Origin of the sequence: Pseudoalteromonas sp. BSi20652 (genome assembly GCF_000239855.1) — a bacterium.
GTDB lineage: Bacteria > Pseudomonadota > Gammaproteobacteria > Enterobacterales > Alteromonadaceae > Pseudoalteromonas.
In genome coordinates this window covers 40,388-62,991 of the sequence record NZ_BADT01000041.1, presented here as the reverse complement: position 1 = coordinate 62,991, position 22,604 = coordinate 40,388, and the positions used below count along the sequence as shown (strand labels likewise).

Sequence of the window (22,604 nt, the reverse complement as noted above, 5' to 3'; positions counted from 1 at the left end):
AGCATTATCATGGCATCTTTAAATAACCTTAAAAAAAGTATCGTGGTTGTAGCACTTGCAGCCTCACTTGCAGCCTGTGGCGATAACGATAGTAACGAACCTGAACAAGTTGTTACACCTCCTGCGCCAACACCTGTAAGTTATACATTTGATGTGACCGTGAGTAACTTAACAGCTGGTCAGCCATTATCGCCAGTTGCCGTTATTGCACATACCGAAGGCACACTTTGGCAAATAGGTAGCGCGGCATCGGTTGCATTAGAAACAATGGCTGAAGGCGGTGATAATAGCCAATTGCTTGTATTAGAAAACGCCATTGCCAACGCATCAAGCGAAGGGCCTGTTGGACCAGGTGCAAGCACTACAATTACATTAACAACAGATTCACTTGCTGAACTTAAACTATCATTGGCAACAATGATGGTGAATACAAATGATGGATTTACCGGTCTTAGTGCTTTAGATGTATCTGCATTAGCTGTAGGCGACTCTTTAACTCGCACTACCGTTGCTTATGATGCAGGTACTGAAGCAAATACAGAAGCAGCTGGTACGATACCCGGTCCTGCTGATGGCGGAGAAGGCTTTAATGAAACTCGTGATGATGTTGATTTTGTAGCAAGGCACCCTGGTGTAGTGACAAATGAAGATGGCTTATCGAGTTCAGTGCTTAGCCCTGAGCATAAATTTGATAACCCATTAGCAAAAGTTGTTATTACCCGTACTCAGTAATTCGTTTATCAGTATCACCTTGATATACCAGCTTGTAATGGGGAAGTAAGGGAGCACGGATGCCCCCCTTTTTACGAGGTAATACATGCGTCACGAAAAAATATTAGTAGTAGAAGACGACAGAGAAATAGGTAAATTAATTACCACACAACTTACTTCACTTAACTTACATGTTGATCATGTAGTAAGTGCAGAACTTGCACTAAAAAAGATAGCTAAGCATTCCTACGGGCTGATTCTACTCGATATAAACTTACCCCTAATGGATGGTTTGAGCTTATGCCGAAAAATAAAAGAACACTACCCAACTACCTCCGTAATTTTACTCACCGCGCTTAGTAGCGATATGGACAGAGTAATTGGTCTTGAAATGGGCGCTGATGATTATATTTGCAAACCCTTTTTTGCACGCGAATTGCAAGCCAGAGTAAAAACCCAATTACGCCACAGAGCACAACTACTCGCTAGTCAAAACAATGACAACTCCCCCGTTGATAGCGAACAAAAACTCAATGTAGGCTCACTAAACATAGAATTTAGTTCGCACCAAGTGTATTTAGGCAAACAAGCCCTTAACCTTACCGCCACCGAATTTGATTTACTCGTTTACTTTGCACGCCATCCTAATCATGTTTTTAGTCGTCAGCAGTTACTCGATAAAGTATGGGGTTACCAACACAGCGGCTATGAGCACACGGTTAATTCACATATAAACCGCTTACGTGCCAAGCTAGAAGAACACCAACAAGCGCCTATTATCGAAACCGTTTGGGGGGTTGGTTACAAACTAAACCCTAGCCAACTAAATTAAGACACCTATTATGAAATTATCTTTGTATCAAAAATTAGCTATATCGCTCGTCGTAATTTTTTGTTTTATTTGCGCCCTTGTTTACGGCTGGAGTAAGCAATTAGAACTGACTTCAAAACACCATGCTGAACAAAATCTGCACTTAGCGTTAGCGGAACATTTAGTACAAGATAACCCACTAATAAAAGAAGGAGTTTATGACTATAAAGCGCTTGAAAACCTCTTTCATACCTTAATGTTATTAGGCCCGGCGTTTGAATTTTATTTTGTAGACGAAACCGGAAAAATTCTTACTTACTCAGCAAAGCCAGGTAAAGTTAAACGCACGCATATTAGTTTAACGCCTTTAAAAAGACTGATTAACGACCCAAGCGCTGCACCTATTTATGGTGATAATCCTCGCAATAAAGAGCAACAAAAAATATTTTCAGCCGCGCCAGTATTTAATCAAGATAAGCTACAAGGCTATTTATATGTAATTATTGGTGGCGAAGCTTACGACACCTCACTTAGCACTGTAAAAAATAATGACAAGTTATGGCTAGCCGCTTTATGGCTTGGCTCTGCACTTTCATTTTTATTTATTGCGATGCTAATTTTGCTACGCTTTTTTACCAATCCAATTCAGCGTTTAGCACGCGATGTTAGTAATATTGAAGCCGCTAACTACAGCCTTACCGACACCAAGCTAAGTAACTACTCAACACAAAAAAGTAACGAAGTGCATAGTTTAGGGCGAAGTATTCAAGCCATGCTTACCCGTATTAATGAGCAATTTAAAGAGCTTGAGCAAGGCGATAAACAACGTAAAGAGTTACTGACTCATCTATCGCACGACCTTCGTACACCCCTTGCTTCCTTGCAAGGATTTTTAGAAGTATTAAACCAGTCGGGCGAGCAACTAAGTAAACAAGAGCAGCAAGAATACTTACAGGTATCGCTTAATAATTGCGGGCAATTAAAGCTACTCATAGAGCAAATATTTGAGCTTGCTCACTTAGAAAATGGCGAAATAAGTATAAATAAAGAAACCTTTAATTTAGGTGAGCTCATTTACGATTGCATGGCAAAGTTTAGTTTAGCCGTTGATAAAAAAGGTATTAGTTTGTCGGTCGAACCCGCGATTTGTGATTTTCCTGTGGTTGCCGATATAGCCAAATTAGAGCGCGTGTTAAGTAACTTAATTGATAATGCAATTAGGCATACGCCTCGCGGCGGCAGCATTGCAGTACATGTAAAACGCAGTAACGATAATCAACTATTTGTGCACGTATCAGACACTGGTGTAGGTATAAAAGAAGATGAGCTGAATGCTATTTTTGACCCACATTACCAAGCAAGTAATTCTAATAAAGAGGGGCGCCAGCAAGGTGGTTTAGGATTGGCTATTTGCAGAGGGTTATTAAAACTGATGGATAGCGAAATTCACGTACAAAGTGAAATTGGTAAAGGCACTATGTTTAGCTTTAATTTGCCACAAAAAAAGGTGCTTTCTTAAAAAGCACCTTACATTTTTTGTTTATTTTAAATATATAAATTAATTACTTTTTAATACCCGCTAAATCAAGCATAAATGCATAGTTTAGCGCGGTATCTTCTAAGCGTTTAAAGCGACCCGATGCGCCGCCGTGCCCTGCTTCCATATCTATTTTAAACAGTAACTTATTGTTATCAGTTTTATAGTCTCGTAGCTTAGCAACCCATTTTGCCGGTTCAAAGTATTGAACTTGTGAATCGTGCAAACCAGTCGTAACTAGCATATTAGGATATGCTTGCTTAGATACTTGGTCGTATGGCGAGTAAGACAACATGTAATCGTAATACGCTTTTTCGTTTGGATTACCCCATTCGCCGTATTCATTTGTTGTAAGCGGAATGCTCGCATCAAGCATCGTTGTTACTACATCTACAAACGGTACCGCAGCAACCATGCCTTTATAAAGCTCGGGCGCTTGGTTTGCTACTGCGCCCATTAATAAGCCACCAGCACTGCCGCCTAACGCAAATATTTCATCTTTTGCACCATACTTTTGAGAAACCAATGACTTAGTTACGTCAACAAAGTCATTAAACGTATTCTTTTTAGTGAGTAGCTTGCCGTCTTCGTACCACGGACGACCTAGCATTTGCGAGCCACGTACATGCGCAATTGCAAATACAAAACCACGATCTAACAAGCTCAAACGTGAGCTTGAGAAAGTTGGATCCATGGTTGCACCATACGAGCCATAACCATATTGCAGTAGCGGGTTAGTGCCATCTTTTTTAAATAGCTCTTTTCTATAAACCAAACTAACCGGTACTTTTACGCCGTCGCGAGCGGTTACAAAAATACGCTCTGAGGCGTAATTGTCAGCATCAAAATCACCTAATACAACTTGTTGCTTAAGAAGCGTTTTATCGCCAGTCGCTAAATCTACATCGTACGAAGAACCCGGTGTGGTCATGCTTGTGTAGTAAACACGTAACGTGCTGCTATCGAGCTCGTTATTACCGTAGGCGTTAATTGTATACGCACTATCGTTAAAGCTAAGTGGTAGCTCTTTACCTGTTTTTAAATTGCGCGCAATCAATTTTGATTGGCCCATTTCACGCTCTTGGTAAACTAAGTAGTCATTAAATAAATCAATGCCTTCGAGTTTAATATCATCACGCGCTGGGATCACACTTTGCCAATTTGCTTTATCACCGGCTTTATCAATATCGACTTTCATTAGCTGAAAGTTTACGGCATTTAAATTAGTGACAATATAGTAAGTATTCCCTAGCTTCGAAATATCATATTCAAGCCCTGCTTCGCGCTCAATTAAGCGTTTAGGCATTGCCTTAGTATCATCAGCACTTAATACAGATACGCCTGATGCAGCCGTGCTACTGTGCCAAATATAAATCTCTGACTCATCTTTGCTTTTACTCATACCCATGTAGTAACTGGTATCAGTTTCTTCGTAAATTAGCTCATCATCAGCTTGCGATGTACCTAATGTATGACGATACACTTGATAACCTAGTAGAGTTTGTAAATCTTTTTTAATGTAGTAAACCGTTTTATTATCGTTTGCCCACACAATGCCACCGTTAGTGCCCTCAAGTGTGTCTTCGAGTAATTTACCGGTTGTTAAATCTTTTATTTTTATACTATAAATACGACGGCTAACAGTATCTTCGCCATAAGCCATTAAATTGCCATTTGGACTTACATCTAAGCCACTCACTGCATAATAATCATGACCTTTAGCTAATTCATTTACGTCTAAAATAACGTCCTGATCAGTGCCTGCAAAATCGCTACTGCGTAAGTAAGTAGTGTACTCGTTATCGCCGCGAGTTTGCGACGAGTAATAGTACTCTCCGTTTTTTACTGGAACAGAGTCATCATCTTTTTGGATTCGCCCTTTAAGCTCTTCAAACAAACTACTTTGCAGTGTTTTAGTATGTGCGAGCATAGCTTCAGAATACGCATTTTCTGCTTCTAAGTAGTTAATGATCTCAGGTGCTTTGCGTTCGTCATCACGTAGCCAATAGTAATTATCGATACGTGTATCGCCATGAATTGTCATTTCATGGGGTACTTTTTTAGCAATAGGTGCAAACGCGGTTACTACTTGAGCTGACTCAACTTGAACAGTGTTTTTTTGAGTATTTTCAGGGGCTTTATTACAACCACTTAAAATAGCGAGCGAGAGTGCAGCGAGTGCAAAGGGAGTACGTGTCATCAGGCAAAATCCTTATTATTTTTGTTTGTTAGTTAAATATACCTAAAATTAACGAGAGATGTGATTTAGTTTGTGAAGCTATGTAAAAAGGGAGCCGAAGCTCCCTTTATTTAGTACTTACAAAGTTTTTTCAGTTTACTTTTGCTTGCGACGACGCATAAATGCGAAAGGCGCAACAAGCAGTGTTAACCAAGCTAGTGAGCCTGAAGAACTCTTCTTAACTGTCTCAGGTACAACTGTTGGAATTGGAGCAACAACTTCATTGATAGTAACAGTAACCATTGCTGGTTCAGATACATTGCCGCGAATATCAATTGCAACAACTTCCATTTCAGCAACTGTATTGCCTGCTAACATAGCTGTATCAGCAACAACAACTTGACCTTGCTCATCAACACTTAAACCTATATTTGTGTTTGATTGAACATAGTACTCAGAAACCGCTAAATCAAACTCGGCATCTTCAATTGTAAGTGTACCGACTACTGTGCCGCTCACTGCATCTTCAGAGACTGAAAATTCTCCACCAATTAAGATAGGCGCTTCAATAGCTGGTAATGTAAGCTCTTCGCTTGTCATTGCCTTGATGATGTTAGTGCCAGAACCTTGAGATAAAACAAATGGACCGCTTGCAGATACCATTGCTTTTTCACCAGGTAGAAGTGATGCAACAGCTTCGCCAGTTTCAAGCGAAGTCATTTGAACCTCTGGTTGAACACCAAATACCACTGAGCCCGTTACACTGTCTGTCTCAGAGAAAACACCTGATTGGTAGCTTGGGTAACCCACAGATACTCTAAAGTTCATTGGCTGACCAAGTAACGTACTATCAATGTTCATTAGCTCAGAACAACCGGTAAATGTAATAGTATCTTCGCCTGCTGAATGAAGAAGTGGTGTACCCCATGCCCAAGCATCGTTGCCAGCACCATCTGTAGTACCAATTAATGTACGGCTACGACCCGGTGACGCCGTTGTACGTCCACGGTCATTTAAGTTTTGTAAAAACTGATCCGCAACGCCATCATTATCTGTATCTATTTCAACTCTGTAGCCTGCTTGGAAAGTGTGCGTTAGCGGGTCACGTAGTTGAATTGATGATGTGATGTAAATACCTGAATCACAGAAGTCAGCACCAAATGCAGAGAATGAGCTCGACAGAATGTTATATTCTGCCTCTTCAATTGTCTTCTCTGTGCCTACCGCAATAATGCTTTCAGCTTGAGGAGTGATTTCAGTTTGACCTGTATTTTCAAGTACGAGTGCAACTTCATTGTCAATCAGTTCAGCAGTATAGCTTAGCTCTGTTGCCGCTTTTGGCATTGCATGATAAACAACGTGTAAATCATGAGTTGTCTCTGTTGACGCATCATCAAATACTAACGCACCATCAAACTCAATTGATGTAAGCGCAGCGCTTCGAGCAGCAATTTCATCAGCACTGAATGGGTTTTCTAATTCCCATGTAGGTAGCTTGCTAGGATCAACTATCATTGTTATGTCAAAGTTTACAGCTTGACCTGCTGGTATTGTTACTGACTCAGGGAAATCCCAGCTTACCGCTCCAGAATCTACATCGATTTTGTAACGAGCCTCTGTACGAAGGCTGTATGTTTTAGCTTCAGCAGAGAAGTTTTTCACAGTGACTGTTTTAGTGATTGAACCAGCTTCTGCAAGACTCACTAAACCGTAAGAAAGCGCAGCTTGTTTTGTATCAAACTCGGCATTGTGTACCCATGCTGCAACCGGTAAGTTAACCGCTTTAGTCACATCAACTAAACCAGCACCAATCATACTAATAGGCGCAAGATCTGAATCTGGATTAATAGCCAATGGCTCGTTTGTTACTTCAAGATTTGCCGCATTCATGATTGTTGCTTTAATCTCAAACGCGTTACGATTAGGATGAGCCTCACGGATCATAGCAACTGCGCCAGCTGTAATTGGACCTGAGAAAGACGTACCCGATACAGGGTTTGTGCCTGTTTGCGTTCCTGCAGCAGCAACATCAATACTCGTTCCAGGTGCTGTTATTTCTGGTTTTAATAAGCCATCCATTGAAGGACCACGCGATGAGAATGTCGCAACCGCGCCAGCTGTCGTTTTAATCTCAACACTAATATCAAAAGTCGCTGGGCCGCCAGCTTCTAGCTGCGCTTTTAATGCTGCACCTGCAGCGAAATTAATCCCTACGTTTTTAATCGTAACGTCAGCATCAAAGCCACCCATTGGCGCTGGTGTTCCATCGTCAACGTTATTTGCAATAAATACAAATTCTGCGCCTTTAGCTTGTGCATTTAATACTTTTTGAGTAAATGCACAGGCACCACGGTCAATTAATACAGCTTTATCTGTAAAATCAACATCGTCTGCAAATGCATCACAGCCGTTTTGGTTGGCACTTGGGTAAACTAAATCAATATCAGCACCTGATATAGTAAAGTCGCCTTGTGGACCAAATCCTGATACTTGAATATCGCCTTCAACACCGGCAACCGTACCACTTGCAATGCCAACTTCAGTTGTTGGGTGTGTCATTGCACCTACAGATAATGCATTAGGTGTTGTACTTGGACCACCAACACGGAATGGGTTATCACCATCGTTACCTGCTGAAATCACCATGTTAACGCCAAGCTCAACAGCACGTTGAATTAGGTATTGTGCACCACCACCTGTATATGTATCGCCAAACTCACCACCTAGTGACATATTCATTACATCTACACGGTCTGAAATATCACCATCGCCATTTGGATCCATTGCAGCTTCTAGTGCCGCAGCTTGAGCAGCACTTGGACAACCACCACCACATACAGAATATGCATATAGCTCTACATCTGGTGCAATACCGTTTACAGAGTTTGCAGATGATGTACCATGATTTGTTGCATCACCTGTAGATGGTGAATTTGCAGCGTCATTTTCAATTGGATCCGCATCATCACGAATAAAGTCATAACCACCTTGTACAACACCTTGCGGCCATGCAACCGTTGTTGGATCTGCTTGTGCAGCAAGATAAGCCTCAACAGTACCGTCACCACCAAATGCTGCGTGAGTATAGTCAATACCTGTATCTAGTACTGCAACACGCTGACCTTTACCGCTTACAATACCATCAGTAATTAATGGTTTAGCGTTGATGTAATCAGAGCTTGCTGCAACGTGAAGTTCACGGTCAAACATAGGTAATACTTTTGCAACGCGATCATCTTTAGCTATCTGCTTTAAAGCTTCTGGGGTTGCTTGTACGATTAAAGTTGGAGCTAAAATCTTTGTTCTACCAATAACTTTTGCATCAAAATCTAAATTACTTAATTCAGCAGCCATAATGTCTTGAAGCTGCTCAACCTGCGCTGTGATTTCACGGTTACTTGACGCTTGATAAGTACCCGCAGTTACAGCGTCAACAGATGTTGCTGTTTTTAAAACAATCATATGTGCTGAAGGTTCTTTTTTGTCTGCAGCTACTTCTATAACTTGTTCTACATGTTTGTAATTAACTGTTGCATTTGGTAAATCAGCTGCGTTAACAAAAGTCGCAATAAACGCGCTTGATACTGCCGTAGCAATAGCCGTTTTTTTTATTATATTATTAGCCATGAGTTCCCCTTGGATAGGTTATGTATTATTGTATTTGAAGTAATCAAAATGATTAAGGCGTATCTATGAATATAAAGCGTTCACAACCCCCCTAGCAACAGCTTGGTTACAAAAAAATGACGTTTATTGTTGAAAACAATAAAAAAAAACACAAGCCATTGATTTTAAATAATAAATAAAAATACACCTTTGTGAACTAATGTAAACAACATTAACTTTTCTTTGAGAATCACATGAATAACGAAGTAATAAACATTTTGACTATGGCTAAAGTTATTCAAACAGCCGTAGCCCCAGTATTTTTAATTACCGGTATTGCTGCAACCTTAGGAGTTTTATCAAACCGCTTAGCACGCATAACAGATCGTGCACGCCAACTTGAGCGAAAACTAAAAGTGAGTACTGATGAGGACTTTAATAAATCACTCGCTACAGAGCTGCGCGCCCTATTAAAACGTTCTCGATGTATACATATTGCTTTTAGTTTAAGTGTATTAAGCGCACTTCTTGTATGCGCGGTAGTTATGTTGTTATTTTTATCACACATCCAGTCTATTAATTTAGGTGTTACCATTGCCAGCTGTTTTGTTGCTGCCATGGCATTATTGATATGTGCATTTATGTCATTACTTGGCGAGGTATTTTTAGCAACTAGAAGCATGCGTCGCGGAATGATATTTGCCGACATAGATATAAACGATTAAGCTCTAATTAAATCTTACGTATTCACTTGAATAAATACGATGTTAGATACAAGATATCAAATTTATAATTACAATTTTCAACAGGGGCAAACATGAAATTAAAAAAAGTATTAGCAACAATAGCGCTAGCAACATGCGCTCTAAGCGTATCTGCAAACTCTGCGTTTAAAGAACCAAGCGATGCGATTGAATACCGTCAAAGTGCATTTTCAATGATCTCAGTGCAAATTGGTGACATGGGCGCAATGCTAAAAGGTAAAGTACCTTTTGACGCAGAGCAATTTAAAATGCGTGCTAACAACGCAGCTGCACTTTCAAAAATGCCATGGGAAGCGTTTTACGAAGGAACAGATAAAGGCGACACAGCTGCACTAGCTGCAGTTTGGTCTGAAAACGATACTTTTATGAAAAAAGCAACTGCATTTCAACAATATGCAGATGAATTAGCAGTAGCGGCTCAATCAGGCGATAAGGCCGTAATTGGTAAAGCTTTTGGCGCATGGGCTAAAGGCTGTAAAGATTGCCATAAGCAATTTAAAGATTAATTAATAAAACATCATAAAAACTAAAAAGACGGGGTTTTAACACCCCGTCCTTTTTTATTGTTTAGCATTTATTAAATGCTAGCTATCAACTGAAACTTTTACACTTCCTCGTTTAAAAGCACGTCGGTAAGTGCTTTTAAATAACGCACCAATATCAGCTAATATGATATACAAACAGGGTACCAATATAAGCGTTATTAATGTTGCAAACATCACTGCAAAGCCAAGTGCTACCGCCATCGGTATTACAAACTTAGCCTGCAGGCTCGTTTCAAACATAATAGGTAGTACACCTGCAAATGTAGTAATTGAAGTAAGCAATATTGGTCTAAAACGAGCACAACCCGCTTCTATCACAGCATCTTTAGTACTAATCCCTGCGCGACGTGCCTGATTAATGAAGTCAGTCATTACCAAGGAGTCATTTATCACTACCCCAGCTGCAGCAATTAGCCCAAATCCTGACATTAAACTAATGTCTAAACCAAACCAAAAGTGCCCCCAAATTGCGCCTGTTAGGCTAAATGGAATAACGGACATTACAATTAAAGGTTGTGAATAACTTTTAAGTGGTACAGCCAATAATATGTAAACTAAAATCATACCGCCAATAAAAAACAATTTTTGCTCACTTGCTTGTGCTTGCTGCTCTTCTATTGCACCACCTAATTCAGACTTAACACTTGGGTATTCTTCTTGAAGTTGTGGAAGTAAGTTTTCTTTAACTTGTTTAACCACTTCACTTGGTTCGATTGCTTCCTCGTCAATGTTGCCATAAACATACACCGTACGATAACCACCTTCACGACGAATATAGCTAATACCCGGTGTTTCGGTCAGCTTAACCACATCCCCTAACAAAACCTCTCTGCCTTGTGGCGTTGTAACAACCGCGTGTTTAAGCGATGAAAATGCCTCGCGAGTCAGCTTAGGGTAACGTACCATTACGCGTACTTCTTCGCCGTTTCGGATAACACGCTGTGCTTCGCCACCATAAAAGCTTGCACCTACTTGGTTCGCTATTGTCGCCAAATCTAAACCTAAGTCATAAGCAACCGGCTTTAAACTCATTTGTACTTCTTTACTGGCGGGGTCGATAGTTGAGCTAATATCAAACAAACCTTCCTGCTGCTGTAATAACTGTATAAAACGACGACCCGCATCATTAAGTGTATCGATATCTGAGCCATACAGTAGGTAACCAAACTCGCCGCCACTGCCGCCACCCCCGCCACCAACATCATCCTGGATAGTTAATGATTTAACACCGGCAATATCAGGCATCGCTTCACGCCAACGTCGAGACAGCTCAAATGCATTATAAGGACGCAAATCTTCATCTACTAATGGTGCGAGTAATTGCGCCTCAGTACGGCCTTGGTTAAACACCAATAAATCGCGCACCATCTTTTGGCCTACTTCACGCTCTGTTTGTCTATCAACCTCTAGCACCATCGCTTCAATTTCACGTATCGCGTTAATCGTCTGAATGTCAGATACATTATCATTCATTTCTACATTAATCTGAGGAAAGTCGTGAGGCACCTTAGGTGAAGGGATCATGCGAACTTGATTAGATGAAATTAAACCAAAAGTTAAAACTAACAACGCAATAAAACCAAACATAACCGTCCAGCGCCATTTTATGCAGTTCACTATAAATTGCTTGTAAGGACCATTAACAAAGCCAAAAAAACGGTTATTAAAACGTGCACGCCAGCCATCTGGATTAATAGGTGGAAAATGAGTATGCGCAATATGTGCTGGTAAAATTAATTTTGATTCAATAAGACTAAAAATCAAGCACAGAATAACAACCACTGAAATACCATAGAAGAACGCACTTTCAGGGCCACTAGAGAGCGTAAATGGTGCAAACACAGCAATAGTTGTAAGTACACCAAAAGTAGCTGGTGTCGCTACGCGTTTTGCACCATTAACCACGTTAACAACGCCGCCACCTTTTTTCTCTATTTCGGTGTAGGCACTTTCGCCTATGACAATGGCATCGTCCACCACAATCCCTAGCACCATAATAAATGCAAACAAAGACACAATATTAATAGTGACACCAAACAACGGCATCAACATCATCGCCCCTAAAAAACATACAGGTAAGCCAATCATTACCCAAAGTGCTAATTTAAAGCGCAAGAATAGCGAAAGCATAATTGCGACTAAAATCGCACCTTGAAATAGGTTCGCTTTCATCATATCTAAACGTGCATTTAGGTAGTAGGTAAAGTCCATTAATGGCTCTAAACGGACTCCCAGAGGTAACGTTTTATTTTTTTGATCAATATACGCTTTTACTGAGTCAGCCACCGGAATAATATTTTGATTTTCAGTTGCTTTTACCGATAAATAAACCGCATTTTCACCATTAAATTTAAAATAGCGCTCACCTTCTGTAAATTGATCTTTAATCACGGCAATATCTTGCAGCAAAACTTTAGCGCCATTAGCCCCTATTTTTACCGGAATTTGCCTAAACTCTTCACCTGAGTAAAACTGATTTTCTACGCGTACAGAAATAACACCCGCGTCTGTTTTTAACTGCCCCGCCGAAAAATTAGCTGAATATCGGCGCACTGCATTCATAACATCGCTAAGAGTTAAGTTATATTGGCGCAACGTATCGGGTTCTATTTCAATTGCAATTTCATCAAGCGGTACATCGTTTACAACCAAAGATACATTCGATAACTGTAACAACTCGTCTTCAATCTGATTGGCAATGGGCTTAAGTTCAGTAAGCGGTATGTCGGCAACAAGCGTCATACCAATTACATCTTGCCTAAATTCAATCTGACTTATGGTGACCGGTTCCATTCCTGCCGGAAAAGTAGCTATACCATCAACACGCAATTTCACCTTATCTAGCACGTCAGTGAGCTCAGCATCGGTGTTTATTTCAAGGCTGGCCGTTCCCCCATTTCTAAATGCGCGATAAACACCCTTTTTTATCTCTGTTATATCTTTTAATGATTCTTCAATTTTTATTAATATACTTTCTTCGATTTCTTGTGGTGAGGCCCCAGGATAATTGGCCGATACACTGATATAATTAACTTCTATATTAGGGAACATTTGTCGCTGAATCGTAAAGTAACTTATTATCCCCATTGCAATGATAAAAAACATCATCAGATTGGCAGCAACAGAGTTATTAGCAAAGTAAGCAATTAATCCTGTTTGCTTTTCAGCTTTTGGCGCTGTAACTGGTAGTTCAGTGTTATTCATAACTCAATCTACCTTTATAATTTTTCAGTGGAGGCACTTTCAAGTGCGTCTATTTTTTTAGTATCTTGATTACCTGCGATTTTTACAGCCATGCCTTTTTGCGGATATTCTGGCAAAGTGATAACTAACTTATCATCTGCTTGCAAGCCATCACTGATATAAAAATACTCACCCTCTTCACGAATAACCGTTACTTTACGCGGCTCAAGCTGCTGATCTTCATTAACAATCCACACGGTTTGATTATTAACTAACTCTTGCGGCAAACGGTAAATATTATTTAGCATCGCACCGGCAAAATTTATCTGTACGTAGCTACCAAACTTAATGGCTGGTTGTTTGTTTTTTAGACCATACGGGTCTTCTATGCGCACTACTAAGCTACTCATACGGGTAGCGTTGTCAACGATACCCAAATCACGGTCGACAACCCCTTCACGAGTAAAGCTGTTTAGGCCTTTTTGGATAACGGTTGCGGTAATACCCTTAACACGCTCTGGCAAAAAGATGCTATCAAACCCTGCGATCGGGATAATAACTTCTGCCGTTTCAATATTGTTTAGTTCCGCAACTTGCGACCCCATTGTTACATATTGGCCCACACCTACATTTCGGCTAATAACTAATGCGTCGTATGGGGCTGTAACATCACAATTTGCTAAATCACGTTGTGCACGCTTTATTGCAGCTTGCGCTGACTTAACAGATGCCTGCGCACTTAGTACCTGTGGTTTACGTAAAAATAAATCGGTACGCGCTTTACTTGGAAAACGCTTTGCTTCATCTTCGGCTACTTGTGCTTGAGCCTGCTCTTCTATTAAGCCTGCTTGTGCACGTGCAAGTTCAGCTTCTGCAACAAGCACTGCCGCTTCGTAGTTATCTTTTTCGATAGTGAACAACGTCTCGCCACGAGCAACAATGCCACCGGCTACAAAATTAGGGTGCCAACTTAGCACCTCTCCCGAAACCTGCGCCGAGAGTTGTGTATTTTCAAGCGGTTTTATTTCACCATAGCTATTAATAATAACTTGGTGGTTGTTTGCGGCCAAGGGTTCAACTTGTACCGTAGGACGAGTATCAATAACTTCTTTTTTTCTGGCTCTTGTGCAATGGCATTTATTCCCATAAAGCCAACAACACCAACGGCAAGCGCTACAAAAGGAAAAACCCATTTAAGTAAATTTGTTTGCATATCCTATTATCCCTAAACTTCTATTAACTTCATAATACCAGAGCTACATGAAACATTAAGATGACATTTGTAAGCAACTGTTGCAACTACACATAAGATTACTACGACTTTCACATATGAAAGAGAAAAAACCTGTTATTCATCTCATTCATTATATTTTGTTACAAATTTTTATCCTTTAATATCAAACAATTACCTATTAACCTTTAAATTTCATCGCGAAGATGTGCGAAATAAAATTAATTTACGTACAGTCTAATTAAATTAACAAATATTAAAAAGATCAAATAATGAAATTAACAACTATTACCCTTGCGCTTAGCTTAGCACTTGGCGGCCATGCATTCGCATCCGATAAAAAAGACGAAAAAGAGTCAAAAACACTCAGTGAAATGATTAAAGGGCAAACCGAATTCGCTGGTGTATTTAACCTCTATCAAGACGAAAAAACCGGTGAGCATTTAATGGTGATTAACGAATCCCAACTTAATACGCCATTTGTATACTTTGCACATACTGTTGACGGCGTTACCGATGCTGGCCATTATCGTGGTTCGTACCGTGAAACTAAGTTAATTGAATTTAGAAAATACTTTGATCGTATCGATATTATTAGTAAAACACCTCGCTATAAATTTGACGAAAACAGTGCCATTTCAAAAGCAAGTGATGCCAATATTAGTGAAGCTGTACTTGCAAGCATCAAAATTGAAAAAGAAGAAGACGGTAAAATAGCATTTAATGTAAATAAATTATTTTTAAGCGAAGCACTTCATAAAGTATCGCCGACGCCAAATCCAGAAGATAAAAATGCTAAAAAGCGTTTTAAAGTTGGCAAATTAGACGATAAAAAATCACGCATTATTAAACAGCGCCCATACCCTAACAACTTAGACGTGGTTGTTGATTATGTGTTTACCAACCCAAGCCCAACAGTACGTGGCTCAAATGCGGTTAGCGATCCGCGTAGTGTATCGGTAAAAGTGCAGCACTCGTTTGTTGCTCTACCTAGCAACAACTATGCACCACGTATGGATGATGCTCGCATTGGTTATTTCACAAATCAATTCGATCAAATGACATCTACCGATTGGGCACCTTATCAAGATGTTATAAAACGTTGGGATCTACAAAAGAAAGACCCAAGTGCAGCGCTTTCAGAGCCAGTAAAACCAATTACTTGGTGGATAGAAAACACCACACCTATCCAATGGCGCGATACTATTCGTGACGCCGTTTTAACGTGGAACACTTCTTTCGAAAAAGCAGGCTTTAAAAATGCATTAGAAGTAAAAGTACAACCAGATGATGCAGATTGGGATGCGGGCGATATTAATTACAACGTACTGCGTTGGACTTCATCACCTAGACCTCCATTTGGCGGGTACGGTCCTGCACTTGCCAACCCTTTAACTGGCGAAATACTGGGCTCAGACATTATGCTTGAGTTTGTGTTTATGAAAAACCGCTGGATTTACGACACACTTTTCACTCAAGGAACAATGAGCCACGGTGAAACAACAAATACCGGCGAGCTAAATTGCTCTCTTGGGCATGAGATTCAACAAAATCTAATGCTTGCAAAAGGCCTTGCTAGCGGCGACAAGATTGAAGACAAAGAAATGCTCCGCCAAGGTTTAACGCAATTGGTACTTCACGAAGTAGGCCATACTTTAGGTCTTAACCACAACATGAAATCATCTATCTTGTGGGATGAAAAAGAAGTACACGACAAAAACAAAACCCAAGGCATAGTAACCGGCTCTGTTATGGATTATGCACCGGCTAACATTGCGCCAATTGGTGTGCAGCAAGGTGATATTTTTCAAACAAAACCAGGTCCTTATGACGATTGGGCAATTAATTACGGTTATAGCGTAGCACTGGCAGATGAAGCGGCTGAGCAAGCTCGGCTTGATAAAATACTTGCTCGTTCAAGTGAGCACGCCCTTGCCTTTGGTAACGATGCCGACGATATGCGCGCACCAGGTCGCCATATCGATCCTCGTGTAATGATTGGTGATTTGTCGTCAAACCCTGCAGCTTATGGCGCAGATCGTATGGCGCTAATTAATAAACTATTTACTGAGCTAAAAGATAAAGCAACAGTTAAAGGTGAGTCTTACCAACAGCTTGTTACTTCTGCTAATAGTTTATTTGGTCAATACCGAGCTCAAGCAGGTGTTGTTTCTCGCCAGATTGGTGGCGTATACGTTGAGCGCGCTGTAGTGGGTGATACAAATGCAGATAAACCATTTACACCGGTATCGCTTGAGCGTCAAACACAAGCAATGGATATACTAGCCAAGTTTGTATTTGCACCAGATGTACTACAAAACATGCAGCCTCTATACAACTACCTTCAACTGCAACGTCGTGGCTTTAATCACTACGGTAAAAATGAAGACCCTAAAGCACATCAAATGATTTTAGGCATGCAAAAATCTGTACTTGCACAGCTATTACACCCTGCTGTGTTACTGCGTATTTCTGACACAGCTTTATACGGTAATGAATATAGCCTAACTCAGTTTATGCAAGATTTAACAGCCAGTATTTTTGTTAAAAGCAAAGACGTAAATTCTATTAGCCACAACTTACAAATTGAGTATGTGAACCAGCTAATTGCAATTGCAGGCCTTGGTAAAGCAAGTAAATACGATAACCTAGCTAAAACAGCGGCGTTATATCAGCTAACTCAAATTGCCGATACAAGTGTTGCTTGGGGATCAGATACAGCAACCAAGGCGCATAAAAAATATATTGATCGCTTAATTGCAAAAGCGTTAGAAGCGTAAAATACCTCTACTAATTGAGTAAACCAAGGCCACGATTTACGTGGCCTTTTTTTAACCTAATTTCACAGATCAGATATAAACAGTACCTTTTAAATACCTTACAGCATGCCCCGTTAAGGTAACGGTTGTATCAGCCACTTTGCAAATTAAATGCCCGCCTCTGCTTGAAGCCTGATAAGCACTTAACGTAGTTTTACCCAATTGCTGCGCCCAGTAAGGTGCCAAGCCAGTATGAATTGAGCCCGTTACATAATCTTCGTCGCCACCGCTTGCAGGCCAAAAATAACGAGATATAAAATCATATTCAGCACTTGGAGCACTGGCCACTACATCAAGTGGGTAAAGCGTTTTTAAAAGCTCTGAGTTAGTTTTTAATTCAAGTATTTGATCAGCGCTTTTGTAAATAGCAAAGTAAGCTTGGCGATTTTTAAGCACTTTACTCGGTTGTATAGACAGGCCATCAAGCAATTGCTGCGGCACATTTTGCACTTCAACCGGTGCTTGTTTAGGAAAGGTCATTGCAAAGCTGCCATCAGCATTTTTATTAACGATTAGCTCGCCCACCGCATCAGCAACAAAGCGAATTTGCGATATATTATGCTCTTCACATAAAACATAGGCAGCCGCAAGTGTGGCATGACCACAAAAGTCGATTTCCATTAACGGCGAAAACCAGCGAATAACAAAACTGCCATCGTCTTGCTGGCAGGTAAAAGCCGTTTCAGATACGTTATTTTCAGCTCCAATTTTTAGCATTAAATCGTCACTTAACCACGATTCTAGTGGGATCACTGCCGCGTAATTACCTTTAAATAACACATTCGTAAACGCATCAATTTGATGAATAGTTAATTGCACTTTAATCCCCTAAATTGCTTTTATATACACGCTGAAGGTAAAATTTCTTTTGGTACTGTTGTTTTATTTTCGCCAACCGCTTGCATGCCAGTTACCGGTTTGTCAAACCCACATAACCACGCAATTGGGCTTGTAGGGCTTCCCGTTACAACTGCGGGTCTGAATGTTAAAACTGTATTTTGCAAAGGCTGTGAAGCTTTATTGCCCAAGCTAATATGAATAGCACCATTATCAACTGTAATACCCGTTACCCGATTGCCAATCAAAAATTCACTTGCAGGTACACCTGCTTGTTCATTACTTGCTGGAAAACGCCTGTTTTCAAGATAATAAACCGTAACGTCTTCTCGAATGACAGCAGCCATTGCAAGTGGATCAACAAGCTCTGCTTTTTGTATGTATCGACTATATTGAGGTAGCGCAACCGCAGCTAAAATACCAATAATAGACACCACCACCATCAACTCTATTAACGTAAATCCTTTTGTTCTCATAGTACTTCTCCTAGCATAAATAGTGGTTGATAAGCCGCTTTAACAAACAGGTAAATAGATACAACAATAACTAAACCATAAATAATAACGAGCTTATTTATATAGCTTTTAATATGCGCATTAAATAATTTTAGCTGCTGCTTTAATAACGCTTTAAATTCTTCTTGGGTTTCTAAGCCTAATAACTCGCATTTGGCTAAATGCTCGGTTTGGGGTATAGAAGCTTTGCTCCCCTCTTTGTGATTAATTGGGAAGAGTAATGTTGAAATTAAAGAATTGTATTTATTAACTAACTGGCGAGGAATGAGGACTTTAAATAAACCCGAAAAAGGCTTTAGCTCTGTGAGAGCACTCGCATTTTTAAGCTTTAAAATAACGGTAAAAATAATACTCAGCAATAAAACGAGTAAAATGATTGGCACATACCAATAAGTAAAGTAATCATCAAATGTATGACTTAAAGACATGGTGTGTGCGCTATATACTTCTAAAAAAGCAGGCACAACAAAAGACTGATACAACAAAGAGGATAAAACATAAATAACAAATACAATACTTAAGTAACTAAGCCAGCCCTTGTGTTCAAACTTAAATTCGTTAACTAATTCCGGTAAACATTGATAATACGCAGCTTGCTTTTGCGATGTTGCTTCATCTTGAGATGCAATTTGCGTCACCAGATTATGCGCTAATTTACTATGCGACCCGCTATTGGCATACATATTTAAATGGGGCTGTGTACTTAGCTCATCTTTTTGCCCTGTACTTAGTGTTTTAGAGCTATTAACACGGCAAATATAGCCAAACTGATTCCAATTCATACTTTATCCTTTTATTAGATAGAGTAATTTGCCATAAATTAGGCTAAATAGGAACTTAAGTAGCTTGTTTTTAAGCCATTACAGGGCGTATTTTATAGTACTGCATACAACCAAATTGCACAGCATTAGTTAGTAACAGCATAACAAACATAAGTAAGTGTGCCGTACTAGGCGCAGTGGTTGAAAGCTCAACAAATAATCCGCAAATACCCGCAATAAACTGCAAGCTAAAATAGCGTGCACTTAAATTACTCACATTACCCGTACGCAGAGTTTTATAAGTTTGCGGCATAACTCGTACCGAACTCATCACAAGACCAACATACGTTAAAGCGCTTAATACCGTTGCAGTATCAAGGCTTGAATTTAAAAGCAGTGAAAAAGGCAGTAACGAAAAACCTAGCATAGTAACCAGCTGTAGGCGTTCTCGTTTAGCTGCGTTGAAACGTGCAAAAAAATATAAAATAAGCCCGCTTAACGCACCGGTTACAATAAATGGTAACGCAATATAATAGCGCTCAAAGTACATATTGTAGGTTATAAAATAAAGGCTTTGTGCTAATCCAAATGTCATCATTAATAGTGACAAACCTGAAACACTACGATTTTTCCGAATTTTGTTTAGTAATGGTAAAAAACTAAAAACCAAAATAAATGAAGACAATATAGGCAAATAATGCGCCAAAGCAACCTCGCTCGTTACATAAATGTTAATTAAACACGGAAATAAAAACATTTAATAAACATCTGTTTTAAAAGGCTTTTACTATGAGCGCGGCATTGTAGAGTGTGGTTAATTTAACTCAACTAAACAGCAAAAACCCTTTCAAGGAACTGGAAACTTATATTTACAAAACCTGTTATGTAATGTGCACAGTTTATTAGTTTTCCGAATACTTGCACGCCCACCATCAAATACAAATAACAATTGATATTATTTGCATATAAATAATTTAGATAATGATAGCCTATGAGAAAAACACTTTTCAAAATTCATAGCCGGGTTGCTCTCATTGCAATTATTCCATTAGTTGTAATAAGTGTTACTGCAGTGTGCTCGTATTTAAAAGCGAGATAGATGGCTTACTTATACCCAAAAGTCATTTTGTGGTCAGTACTCAACCTGAACGTTTAGATATGGATAAGTTAATTTCCATCACTCAGAACACTTACCCAGAGTATGTCATCGGTAGCTGGGAAATTTTTAATGACGATGCAGCTGATCGGGTTTACTTAATCAAACGCGAGTCACAAGTTTGGTATAAATTTCATTTAAATCAATATGCTGTTGATATTTTGTCAGCTCCCGTGGGAACAAGCCATGATTTTACAGATTGGTTTTTAGAACTGCATTACACCTTTTTACTTAACGACTTTAAAAACTTACCAGGGCAAACCGGCACTGTTCTAGGCTTCTTTTTTGCATTATTTTTATTGGTATTGGGTATTACTGGGCTTATTATTTATCGTAAATTTTGGCAGCGTCTATTTAGTGTGCGCTGGCGTGCAACACTACAAATAGTACTTAGCGACATTCATAAAATGACGGGGGTTATAGGATCTCCCATCATTATTATTTTAGCTGTTACAGGTGGCTACTTTAACTGGGCGGTGTGGTATCACGAAGTTATTGAACACGCTGAGGAAGAGCACTTTGTACTAACCAAAAACTTACACAGTAGCGATATTTCTTTTCAACACATACTAGACGATAGTAAAAACCAAATACCCACTTTTAACGGCACGTTTTTAGTTATGCCACTCGAGCCTGACGAAAACATTACTTTATTTGGCGAAGTCGATACCGCCAAGCCACTTGCTAGCGAATATGCCAATACGGTTAGCTATAACAAGCTAACAGGCGAGCACATAGCTAACTGGGATATTCGCGAAGTAGGCATTGGCTGGCAAGTAATTGATAGCTTTAGAAAGCTTCATTTTGGCTACTTTGCAGGGCTAATAAGTAAAATACTGTGGTGCGTAATTGGCTTGAGCCCTGTGTGGCTAGCAGGTACTGGCTTTTACTTGTGGTTTACTCGCAGAAAACGTAAAAACAATCACAAAAAAATCGTTCAAGCAAGCAGCGAACTGAAAAAAGCGAATAAAAGCAAAGTATTACACATTTAACAAGAGGGTGTTTGTAAACCTCAAAAATAGTTATCTATACATTGCCTATACAACACCAACCTGCATAAGCCTTTGATTTATTTAACGAATTAAATTACACTATAACGTCGTTAAAAAACTTTCATTTAGAACAACTAGATACAAAAACTACTTGCCTAATTTTCTTAACGTTAAATAGACCCCATCTATAAGCAGAGTGGTATTAAGAAACACGAAATCATGAATTTTTTAATCCTCGCACATCCAAAAAAATGTTACTGCCAGCCTTTTAGTATTTAAATCGTCTCCAAAATACTCAGATGCACTGTGAACAATACTACCTTTAAATATAATTAAACGATTAAAGCGATTATCAATATCTATATCTTTATACCATGCACTATAAGGCAGGCTAGTAACGTTTAACGCATCAACAAGATTAGCAAAAGGAGGATCTACAATATTTCCACCTGCGGCTTCATTTGCATATTTTAACCGATAAAAAGAGGTACCAGCAGAGGCTTTAGGTTTTGGACTTAAATATAAAACAGCGGCATATCGGCATAAATAACGATTATCTACATGAGGCCGAGAAGCCCCTTCATCTGCACCCACTAATATTGCAGTATTCGTATCCACTACAACTTTGTCTGACTTAGCAACCCATAATTTATCTTTTTTTATAACAGACTTAACATATTCTTCTACTTTATTAAGTTGTGAATCATTTAATACATCGGGCGTACGCATTCCAGGCCAGAGTTCTTTAGTATAAGGTTTGCCGTATTTCCAAACTTCGCTTTTTAAACATGAAGAGCGAATACTCATCGCCTCTTCATTATCAAAAAAGTCATCAACAACCCAATAGTTATTACCAATGGATGGCTTTTCATATCTTAAGCCTGGTGCGTCGGACGGGACGCTTGGGAGTACAACATCCAACGGGACTTTTAGGTGTTTAAATGACATTGTTAAAAT

At 39.5% G+C, this 22,604-nt stretch carries 14 protein-coding genes and 2 pseudogenes; 7 read left to right on the top strand and 9 right to left on the bottom strand.

The features are described 5' to 3' along the window. Positions 1 to 9: 9 nt before the first annotated feature. The 3 genes from P20652_RS14510 (at position 10) to P20652_RS14520 (ending at position 3,041) form a co-directional block, all read left to right on the top strand. On the top strand, positions 10 to 732 hold the full coding sequence (locus tag P20652_RS14510; protein ID WP_008166385.1) for a spondin domain-containing protein: 723 nt from the start codon (positions 10 to 12) through the stop codon (positions 730 to 732). A gap of 85 nt (positions 733 to 817) precedes the next feature. Then, positions 818 to 1,543: a response regulator transcription factor gene (locus P20652_RS14515; RefSeq protein ID WP_008166384.1), complete on the top strand. Its 726-nt coding sequence runs from the start codon at positions 818 to 820 to the stop codon at positions 1,541 to 1,543. A gap of 10 nt (positions 1,544 to 1,553) precedes the next feature. Next, positions 1,554 to 3,041 (top strand): cell wall metabolism sensor histidine kinase WalK, encoded by a 1,488-nt coding sequence (locus P20652_RS14520; RefSeq protein WP_008166383.1) that lies wholly within the window; start codon positions 1,554 to 1,556, stop codon positions 3,039 to 3,041. Positions 3,042 to 3,084: 43 nt separating this feature from the next. On the opposite strand, the gene P20652_RS14525 is transcribed toward P20652_RS14520, so the two are convergent. Together P20652_RS14525 and P20652_RS14530 are read right to left on the bottom strand one after the other, a co-directional pair. Further along, complete coding sequence (locus tag P20652_RS14525) at positions 3,085 to 5,259, bottom strand: S9 family peptidase (protein ID WP_008166382.1); 2,175 nt, start codon at positions 5,257 to 5,259, stop codon at positions 3,085 to 3,087. Positions 5,260 to 5,394: 135 nt separating this feature from the next. Then, complete coding sequence (locus P20652_RS14530) at positions 5,395 to 8,865, bottom strand: S8 family serine peptidase (RefSeq protein WP_008166381.1); 3,471 nt, start codon at positions 8,863 to 8,865, stop codon at positions 5,395 to 5,397. A gap of 233 nt (positions 8,866 to 9,098) precedes the next feature. Here P20652_RS14530 and P20652_RS14535 point away from each other — a divergent pair, with 233 nt between their 5' ends. Both P20652_RS14535 and P20652_RS14540 read left to right on the top strand, forming a co-directional pair. Further along, a complete protein-coding gene (locus P20652_RS14535) occupies positions 9,099 to 9,569 on the top strand; it encodes a DUF2721 domain-containing protein (RefSeq protein ID WP_008166380.1) in 471 nt (156 codons plus the stop codon). Between the two features lie 92 nt (positions 9,570 to 9,661). After that, a complete protein-coding gene (locus P20652_RS14540) occupies positions 9,662 to 10,114 on the top strand; it encodes a cytochrome c (RefSeq protein ID WP_008166379.1) in 453 nt (150 codons plus the stop codon). A gap of 78 nt (positions 10,115 to 10,192) precedes the next feature. Here the strand turns inward: P20652_RS14540 and P20652_RS14545 are convergent, their stop codons facing one another. Then, positions 10,193 to 13,357, bottom strand: a complete 3,165-nt coding sequence (locus P20652_RS14545; RefSeq protein ID WP_008166378.1) for an efflux RND transporter permease subunit — start codon at positions 13,355 to 13,357, stop codon at positions 10,193 to 10,195. 14 nt (positions 13,358 to 13,371) lie between these two features. Beyond that, positions 13,372 to 14,549, bottom strand: a pseudogene (locus P20652_RS14550) (efflux RND transporter periplasmic adaptor subunit). 290 nt (positions 14,550 to 14,839) lie between these two features. Between P20652_RS14550 and P20652_RS14555 the strand changes: the two are divergent. Next, positions 14,840 to 17,347 carry a zinc-dependent metalloprotease gene (locus P20652_RS14555; protein WP_008166375.1) on the top strand — a complete coding sequence of 836 codons (2,508 nt, stop codon included), beginning with the start codon at positions 14,840 to 14,842 and terminating at the stop codon, positions 17,345 to 17,347. Positions 17,348 to 17,416: 69 nt separating this feature from the next. Here P20652_RS14555 and P20652_RS14560 read toward each other — a convergent pair whose 3' ends face one another. The 4 genes from P20652_RS14560 to P20652_RS14575 form a co-directional block, all read right to left on the bottom strand. Further along, positions 17,417 to 18,205 (bottom strand): PhzF family phenazine biosynthesis protein, encoded by a 789-nt coding sequence (locus P20652_RS14560; protein WP_008166374.1) that lies wholly within the window; start codon positions 18,203 to 18,205, stop codon positions 17,417 to 17,419. A 20-nt stretch (positions 18,206 to 18,225) separates the two neighbouring features. Further along, a complete protein-coding gene (locus P20652_RS14565; RefSeq protein WP_008166373.1) occupies positions 18,226 to 18,699 on the bottom strand; it encodes a pilin in 474 nt (157 codons plus the stop codon). Beyond that, entirely contained in the window at positions 18,696 to 19,520 is an 825-nt protein-coding gene (locus P20652_RS14570) for a hypothetical protein (protein WP_008166372.1), read from the bottom strand. The genes P20652_RS14565 and P20652_RS14570 overlap by 4 nt, the downstream gene beginning before the upstream one ends. A 70-nt stretch (positions 19,521 to 19,590) precedes the next feature. Then, positions 19,591 to 20,205 carry a SemiSWEET family transporter gene (locus P20652_RS14575; protein WP_033017122.1) on the bottom strand — a complete coding sequence of 205 codons (615 nt, stop codon included), beginning with the start codon at positions 20,203 to 20,205 and terminating at the stop codon, positions 19,591 to 19,593. Between the two features lie 285 nt (positions 20,206 to 20,490). Here P20652_RS14575 and P20652_RS14580 point away from each other — a divergent pair. Then, a pseudogene (locus P20652_RS14580) lies at positions 20,491 to 21,625 on the top strand (PepSY-associated TM helix domain-containing protein). Positions 21,626 to 21,875: 250 nt separating this feature from the next. Here P20652_RS14580 and P20652_RS14585 read toward each other — a convergent pair. Beyond that, the gene (locus P20652_RS14585) at positions 21,876 to 22,595 is read right to left on the bottom strand and encodes a DUF6445 family protein (RefSeq protein WP_008166369.1); all 720 of its coding nucleotides are present in this window, start codon (positions 22,593 to 22,595) and stop codon (positions 21,876 to 21,878) included. Between the last annotated feature and the right edge of the window lie 9 nt (positions 22,596 to 22,604).

Bases quoted from the DNA above. Each gene is read 5' to 3' on its own strand.
- P20652_RS14510 (WP_008166385.1), top strand. From the start codon at position 10: ATGGCATCTTTAAATAACCTTAAAAAAAGTATCGTGGTTGTAGCACTT.
- P20652_RS14515 (WP_008166384.1), top strand. From the start codon at position 818: ATGCGTCACGAAAAAATATTAGTAGTAGAAGACGACAGAGAAATAGGT.
- P20652_RS14520 (WP_008166383.1), top strand. From the start codon at position 1,554: ATGAAATTATCTTTGTATCAAAAATTAGCTATATCGCTCGTCGTAATT.
- P20652_RS14525 (WP_008166382.1), bottom strand. From the start codon at position 5,259: ATGACACGTACTCCCTTTGCACTCGCTGCACTCTCGCTCGCTATTTTA.
- P20652_RS14530 (WP_008166381.1), bottom strand. From the start codon at position 8,865: ATGGCTAATAATATAATAAAAAAAACGGCTATTGCTACGGCAGTATCA.
- P20652_RS14535 (WP_008166380.1), top strand. From the start codon at position 9,099: ATGAATAACGAAGTAATAAACATTTTGACTATGGCTAAAGTTATTCAA.
- P20652_RS14540 (WP_008166379.1), top strand. From the start codon at position 9,662: ATGAAATTAAAAAAAGTATTAGCAACAATAGCGCTAGCAACATGCGCT.
- P20652_RS14545 (WP_008166378.1), bottom strand. From the start codon at position 13,357: ATGAATAACACTGAACTACCAGTTACAGCGCCAAAAGCTGAAAAGCAA.
- P20652_RS14555 (WP_008166375.1), top strand. From the start codon at position 14,840: ATGAAATTAACAACTATTACCCTTGCGCTTAGCTTAGCACTTGGCGGC.
- P20652_RS14565 (WP_008166373.1), bottom strand. From the start codon at position 18,699: ATGAGAACAAAAGGATTTACGTTAATAGAGTTGATGGTGGTGGTGTCT.
- P20652_RS14570 (WP_008166372.1), bottom strand. From the start codon at position 19,520: ATGAATTGGAATCAGTTTGGCTATATTTGCCGTGTTAATAGCTCTAAA.
- P20652_RS14585 (WP_008166369.1), bottom strand. From the start codon at position 22,595: ATGTCATTTAAACACCTAAAAGTCCCGTTGGATGTTGTACTCCCAAGC.